The organism is Mesorhizobium sp. M0601 (genome assembly GCF_040320845.1).
Lineage (GTDB): Bacteria > Pseudomonadota > Alphaproteobacteria > Rhizobiales > Rhizobiaceae > Mesorhizobium.
Window position 1 is genome coordinate 93,428 of sequence record NZ_JAMYQK010000020.1, and the last position, 6,728, is coordinate 100,155.

6 protein-coding genes are annotated in these 6,728 nt (G+C 56.9%); 3 read left to right on the forward strand and 3 right to left on the reverse strand.

The genetic code is table 11. From position 1 onward, the window contains the following. Nucleotides 1–61 precede the first annotated feature (61 nt). From NKI41_RS19030 to NKI41_RS19040, 3 genes are all read right to left on the reverse strand, one after another. Nucleotides 62–1,213 carry a reverse transcriptase family protein gene (locus tag NKI41_RS19030; protein ID WP_352684523.1) on the reverse strand — a complete coding sequence of 384 codons (1,152 nt, stop codon included), beginning with the start codon at nucleotides 1,211–1,213 and terminating at the stop codon, nucleotides 62–64. A 180-nt stretch (nucleotides 1,214–1,393) separates the two neighbouring features. Beyond that, complete coding sequence (locus tag NKI41_RS33300) at nucleotides 1,394–2,617, reverse strand: phosphoribosyltransferase-like protein (protein ID WP_502901219.1); 1,224 nt, start codon at nucleotides 2,615–2,617, stop codon at nucleotides 1,394–1,396. Nucleotides 2,618–2,738: 121 nt separating this feature from the next. Further along, nucleotides 2,739–2,915, reverse strand: a complete 177-nt coding sequence (locus NKI41_RS19040; protein WP_352684524.1) for a hypothetical protein — start codon at nucleotides 2,913–2,915, stop codon at nucleotides 2,739–2,741. Between the two features lie 40 nt (nucleotides 2,916–2,955). Here NKI41_RS19040 and NKI41_RS19045 point away from each other — a divergent pair, with 40 nt between their 5' ends. The 3 genes from NKI41_RS19045 (at nucleotide 2,956) to NKI41_RS19055 (ending at nucleotide 6,685) form a co-directional block, all read left to right on the forward strand. Continuing rightward, nucleotides 2,956–4,785, forward strand: a complete 1,830-nt coding sequence (locus NKI41_RS19045; protein ID WP_352474106.1) for an ATP-dependent nuclease — start codon at nucleotides 2,956–2,958, stop codon at nucleotides 4,783–4,785. Next, complete coding sequence (locus NKI41_RS19050) at nucleotides 4,766–6,031, forward strand: ATP-binding domain-containing protein (protein WP_352684527.1); 1,266 nt, start codon at nucleotides 4,766–4,768, stop codon at nucleotides 6,029–6,031. The genes NKI41_RS19045 and NKI41_RS19050 overlap by 20 nt, the downstream gene beginning before the upstream one ends. A gap of 207 nt (nucleotides 6,032–6,238) precedes the next feature. Next, nucleotides 6,239–6,685: a hypothetical protein gene (locus NKI41_RS19055; protein WP_352684526.1), complete on the forward strand. Its 447-nt coding sequence runs from the start codon at nucleotides 6,239–6,241 to the stop codon at nucleotides 6,683–6,685. The last annotated feature ends 43 nt before the right edge of the window (nucleotides 6,686–6,728 follow it).

The following is a 6,728-nucleotide window of genomic DNA, read 5'->3' on the forward strand; positions in this document are numbered from 1 at the left end:
ACTTCACCGACCTGGCCGATGTACTGAAAGCGGCCCGAGCCGGAGGTCCGCCTGGAAGGGTCTAAACCCTCTCAGCGTCCGGCCATGGGTTGGGCCAGACAATTTCGGCGAATGCGGACGACATTTTCCCCCAGTAGGAGAGATCGATCGATTTCGCGTAGTCGAGGAGGCCCTTGACGTGTCTGTAGAGGCCGGACACAGAGTCGAATCCTCGACGCTCCGCGTGATATTGAACGCCGTGATTCTTCATATGGTAAATATGCATTCGCAAGGTATCACGGAATTTGCGGGACAGTCGTGGTTCAGATCCGTCGACGAGCAGCCCCAGGACCATCCTTCGGCCACCCGGCGGAATGATGCGTGTCTTCGCGGTATTAACGCGAAGGCCCTTGGCGCGGATAACAGCCGCGACTGCATGAACTAATTTCTTGGCCCTCTCTCGACTATATTCGCCACGTGTCGAAAAAGTCATGTCGTCGCTATATCTACTGTAGCGTAGACCATGTTGTACTGCCAATGCCTCGAGCTTGGGATCAACATCCATCATGAAGAGATTCGATAATAAGGGGCTACTTGGGGCACCTTGAGGGAGGAAGCCCACCCTCGAATCTGTGTATTGCGCGATCGTATAGGTGCCGAGATCACGTTTCCATGGCGCAGCGAGGTAGCGTTTGCTGGATCGAGGAGCGTCAGTAACAATTCTGGCCATCTCGAACGCTATAAGTGAGCGATACCCCAGCTTCACGAAAACGTCGAATGCGTGTCGCTCACTGACTGAGCCGAAGAACGCTGATATATCGACCTTGATCACCCATTTCGCGCCACGATGTTGTGCGGCGCAGTCGCGGATTGATATCTTGCGCAGGAAAGAGAAGCATGCAGGATGAGCTTTGGCTTTGCTCAGAATATGAGTGTGTATCCATTTTTGAACCCGGCGCAACTCCGCTTCCGGGACGCTAATGAGACGATGGCCGCCGGACCGCTTTCGAATACGAAAGTAGGCATAGTGGTTCTCATTCCGCGCAACGATGCTTCTAAGTTTGAGATAGTCGACGCCGCAGCGGTCCGCCAAGTGGGCCAGGGTAAGCACGGCAGGCACGGCCGGGTTTCCATAAACCAATCGTTCGATCTCACTGGCGGCTGCTTTCACCAGCTTGGGATCGCGGCCGTCAGCAAGTCCCTTTTCTATGTAGCGTTGAGAGGACCAGGACATTGCTACTTTGACTTCACCGGAGGTGAATAAAGGGAAAGCCGACCCAAGGCGTTCGATGGGAAAAAGGCTTTTCCTTTAATCGACTGCCTCGCGTCAGCTTGCTCTAAGGGCGGCGGCAATCCGCACCCCAGCAGTTGCAGCTTACAACCACCTAGGTACCTGCCTAGCGGCAGGTACACACTAGCCATGCCCTGATCCCCTCAACTGTTTGGGATAATAGTCATCAGAACCGAGCGTGGGAAGGCCCCCGACGTCCTCGCCCAGACGGCGCGAGTATTGGAGTTCGGCGTTGCCGCGGTCCGTCACTCGCAAGGCCGGCGTCAAGAACTTCCAGGATATGCACCGCTCGATGATTTTTGTGCATTGCTCGATCGTCAGGCCAGAGGCGTGAGCCAGCGCCGAACGCTTGCGAACCCGTTTCGCAATTAAACCAAGAAGTACCAGGATCGTCTCGCCGATTGGTCCTCTGCGTGAAAGTGCCCCGGACCTGGCGAGGCGAGTTTGTCCGACTCCATGCAACACCCCCGAGGCTGGGGGAATGGCCAGCTCCGGTGGGAATGTCGAAGCATCTCCCACCAGGACGGACCTAGCGGGGAATAACGGCTTCCAAATTTTGCCGAGGCCAGCATCAGCCCAGAAAATGACCGGGACGTTGTCGGGACAACCGTGTTCGAAAACCAGGGCGGCACCAGTATCCCCGTAGCCCAATGGAAAGTAGGGATGTTCAGTACGTTTTGCGTAGCTTTTCAGACCAGCCAACAGGGCGGAACGCTCCGGCCGAGAGATGGGCAACCCCTGGAAGGTTGGACAACCTCGCACAAGCTTGGGCTCGATATCTAGCAACTTCGCCACTCGCCCTTCTCCGTGACCGGTCGCAGAGTATGCGACCAGCACAAACTTTATTAGACCAAGGGAATGCCACGACTTGATCGTTGAGTGCGCCCAAAGGGCACGGTAAAATTCCGCAACACGGTCGCCGGAACCAACAAAGTCATCTACGAGGACGACGAACCGACACTTCGCGGCGCGCATCTCCTTAATACTAGGATGGTTTAGAAATTGACCCCGATTTGCACGGCACAATCCCCGCACTATCGCGGCGACGCGGCCCTCGCTTCCGACATCTCCGCCAGAGCCTACGGCGTCAGCCTCTTCATCCTCCCTTAGATAGGGAATTGAAGAGTCTGGCCATTCTCGCACCGCGAAAAAGGCACTCGGGCCGGCGGCCTCATGCGCGGTATCTATTAGGAGGGAAATCAGTTGTCGTTCGAACTCAATACCGGATACAAGGACGAGCGACTCCAACAACTGTCGTGCCAGTTCGTGATCTGGCAAGTCGAACTGGTTGATCCAATCTTGTCCGCGTGCCGTCTCTGAAAGCCGAAGCGCTAGCGACCTAGCCAAGTCTATCGGCCTTTAACCTGGATAGCATGATCCATTCTCCTTCTCGGGCATCAGCGACCAAAACACCTTACTTTCGTTGTTGCGCATGTCGAGGTCTCACTTGTCTCCCGATCGCGGAATGTCAGCCGATGAACTTCTGAGCCCCAGAAATGGGCAAGCTGACAGGTAGCTCGTGTTCAACACCTTTGCGGATCTGAAGAGCGTCCATTGCAAACAGTGTGCTCACACGCCCCAGCTGTTGCTTGTTTGTCGATTTCACAGCACGGAAATCGGAATAGCGTTCTTCGCACTTTTCCATCGCTCCTGCGAGAGCTACTGTTCCTTTGGGAGTGGGAACAATGAAAATCGTAAGACTGGATATTGAAAGTTTTCGTGGCATTCAAAATGGAAAGGTTTTTTTCGGCGATTTCACTATTCTTATAGGTGCCAACAACTCCGGCAAAACCACTGTCGTCGAGGCCCTCGCCTTATTGCTGGGGCGGGACCGGCTGGTGCGCACCCTTACCGAGCATGACTTCTTCGGCTCGGATCCGCAGGCGGCGACGAGGATCAAGATAATCGCTACCATTTCCGATTTCGCGCCCAACGACCCTGCCCATCACCACGACTGGTTCCGACAGGGGCGCGGCGTCGAAAAGTGGTACGATCCTACCAGCGGCGACCTTCATCCAGCGGCTACGGCGCAAGCAACGCAGCTCGCCTGCCAGATCGCCTTCTGTGCACGCTTTGATCGCACCAACTTAGAAACCGAGACCGTACGCTATTTCTACGACCATGCCCTCGACGACGATCCGTTCTTGGACGACTCGCCCGCCGTGCCGCTCCCGATTAACCTCATCAAGGAACTCGGCCTTTTCCTCGTTCCAGCCAATCGGACTTGGGATAGGATGATGTCTTTCGGTTCCGACCTGTTTCGCAAGACGGTCGCCTATGTCGGTGGTAATCCTGCAGAAGCGGTGCTGGCAGAGCGGGGTAGGCTTCGCGATCCGGAACAGCCGCTCGAAGAGGACGATAGACTTTCGGCGCTCGTCGGAGAGGTGAACAACGATCTCAAAACGCTGTTCGGGCGAAAGATCGATCTCAGCCTTCGCCTCACATCGACAGACAGCGAAGGTGTTCTGGATGCGGTGATGCCACATTTTCAGGAGGCCGGCCGTCCGCCGCTTCCGGGCCGCAGGCATGGCAACGGCATAATCTCGCTTCAGACCCTCGTGCTGCTGATGCGCTTTGGAAGCCTACGAAGAGCGCGCGGCGATAACTTCATCATGCTGATCGAGGAACCGGAACTGCATGTTCCGCCGCCGCAGCAACGAAAGTTGCTTCACTACCTGAAAAAGATGGCGACGCAGACAATCATCACCAGCCATTCGCCCACCGTGTCGGCAGTCGCGGACCCTCATCAACTTGTCCTGATGGTCAATCGCGCAGGAGCGCTGGTCGCGAACCCTCTGCTGACAGTTCCAATCGATCAGAATGCGAGCGCTGTCAGGCGCTCACTGTTTCTCACCGAACGTGCGGCGACAGTCTCGGCAGTGATGCACCCTTCGGTTCTGATACCCGAAGGAAAATTCGATGCGTCGTGGCTGCGATTATTCGGGCGTATCGCTGATCTGACAGAACTGCCCGCCGATCCGCAGGGCGCGACCTTCACACACGAAGTTGGCGTGATCCCGACCAAGGACGCCCGCATCAATGAAACCTACCGCGACCTTGCCCTTGTGCATCCCACCCTCAGCTGTCTCGTCGATGGCGACCAATCAGGCAACGACTACAGGAATGCGCTGTCCGGTGGAGCATCGCCTTGCCTGCGTATTATCCAATGGCCGAACGGCTGGGAGATCGAAGATCTCGTCTCTTGGGTTTGCGCCGCGGACGCGAGCGTCATCGCGCACGTAGATTTAGTGCCGTTCAACCTTCCTGCCAACATTGCGGCGCTTGCAAATCATCTGAAGTCTCCAGCCGCAAAGACGGACGAAATTCTGCACGGCACTCTTGCCGATCTAATTGTTGCAAAGCCGGCATGCAGCCGTCGCGTGCGGCATGTCCTCGCCGTACTTGCTGACATCGCGACAGGGAAAACGCCTCCTGCGAATTCTGCCACCCAAGTAGGCCATGCCAACGGCGTCACCATCCACTGGTCCTTCAACAATGCCTTTCCGGGGATTTGAGGGACCGGCGGGTTCGGGCAAAACCTACCGACTTATGGAATCGGTGGGAGAGCTGCTGGCCCAACACCCCTTGGAGCCGCACCAGAAGGTTTTGGCGCTAACGTTCATGCATGGTTCGCGCCGGCGCCTCGACGAAGAACTGCGATCAAATCCGCTTTTGCGCGGAAAGTCGATTGCCATGACGATCGATAGCTTCGCCCTGCAGGTCTGGACCCGATGGCGATCGTTGGCCGCTTCCTTGAATCTCGCAACGGGCAATTTCAGCGAGACCTGCGATGCATGCGGGCAGTTACTCGAACATCCACAGGTCGCGATGTGGGTAGCGCGTTCCTATCCGGTCATGGTGGTAGACGAAGCGCAGGAACTGTCGCCGCCGAGACTGCGGATCATCAGCGCTTTGGCGCCACATGCTTCGGTGTTCGTGGCCGCAGACGAATTTCAATGCCTCGACGAAGATCTGGATACAGGTCCATTTTTGGCATGGTTCCAAGGTGGGGAGACCACGCAGCTCAGTCACATCCACCGGACGGCTGTCGCAGGTCTTCTGAACGCTGGTGCAAATCTCCGCCACCTGACTGCGCCTGCAGCCGGGCCGGGTCTAAGCATCAACTATTTTTTTCCGAACGTCGCGCCGTTCCGGATTGGCGCCGCGATAGCACAAGCGCAAGGGACCCGTGCCGTCCTTTTCCCACCGGCAGGGCGCGCCTGGGCGGAGGCGATTGCGCAAAGGCTCGGCGAGGGATTGCAATCTCCCAACTACAACATTCCGCCGATCAGGCTGGTCCTTGAGCCGCGGGCTTCCGACGAGATCGAGGCGGTGATGGCTGGCATTGCGGACGCTGAAATTTTGAACGCCACCCAGATCGCAGCACGGTTTGGGCAGCTGGAAAATCCGCCTCGCTGGATACCGCATGTCACAGCAGCAGCGTTGCAGGCCATGAACAGGCAAGGGAAGGCCGAGTGGTCGGCACCCGAATTACGTGCGTTGGTCGAACGTAAGGCAGCGAACTTTCGCGCCTATAGAAGCGACCGCGTTCGCGGCGTTCCATTACTTAGCGTTCACCAAGCGAAAAACCGACAGTTCGACCACGTCATCATCCTCTGGCCGCACGGCGTTCCGGGAGGCGATCAGTTAAAGGCTAGATTGCTCTACAACGGCATCACGCGCGCCCGCATCAGTTGCAGAGTATTTGTCCGCTCGGACGCCCTGCTGCAGCAAGCGCCCTTCGCGTTCAACGCCAACTAATACGACGAACGTCGGAGTGTCGGCCTACTGGAAGAAGCAAAGCTCGCATGATTGGCCGACATGAGGCAGTTGCGGTCAGGCAGGATTTGGCAGTCACCAGACAGCCCGCTATCGCTGGCATACCAGGTTGCCATCGGCTACGAGATCGCCGAATGGCGCGTCACGCGTCTTGGCTCAAGGCAATCTCACCAAAGCATGAGGATTGGAATGCAGCTTCCGCAGAAGATGTTCGAATTTTCCGACGTTCCCTATCTGCAGGGAAAGCCCTGGATTCCACTCCGACTGGTGATGGAGGCTGTCCCTGAACGGCTCCCGAGTGGCATCCTTCGGGCCGAAGAGTTTGTCGGAATCGCGACCGCCGCAGTTCACTCGGAAAATCGCGCGGATGCCGACAACTTCGGCTGGAGCGATGTTGGCATACAACCTCATCGCGCAGGTATGGAGACATGGGGCTATCGCCCAGCCGATGTCTTCCGCGGGGGAAGGCAACAGCCTCTAGGCTTAAATCTGGTTATCGAGCAGCACGTCGAAGAACTCAATCGTTCCGTTTGGCACTTGCATCCTGATTTAGTCGTGGCACTCAACCTGGTTCAGGAGGGCGACGTCTGGTACCGACCGATAGTGTTGAAAAAGTCCGGGTTGCAGCAGTCCTGAAGCACTGATTCAATCTTCGTCGTAAGAGGAGATTGAGTCGATG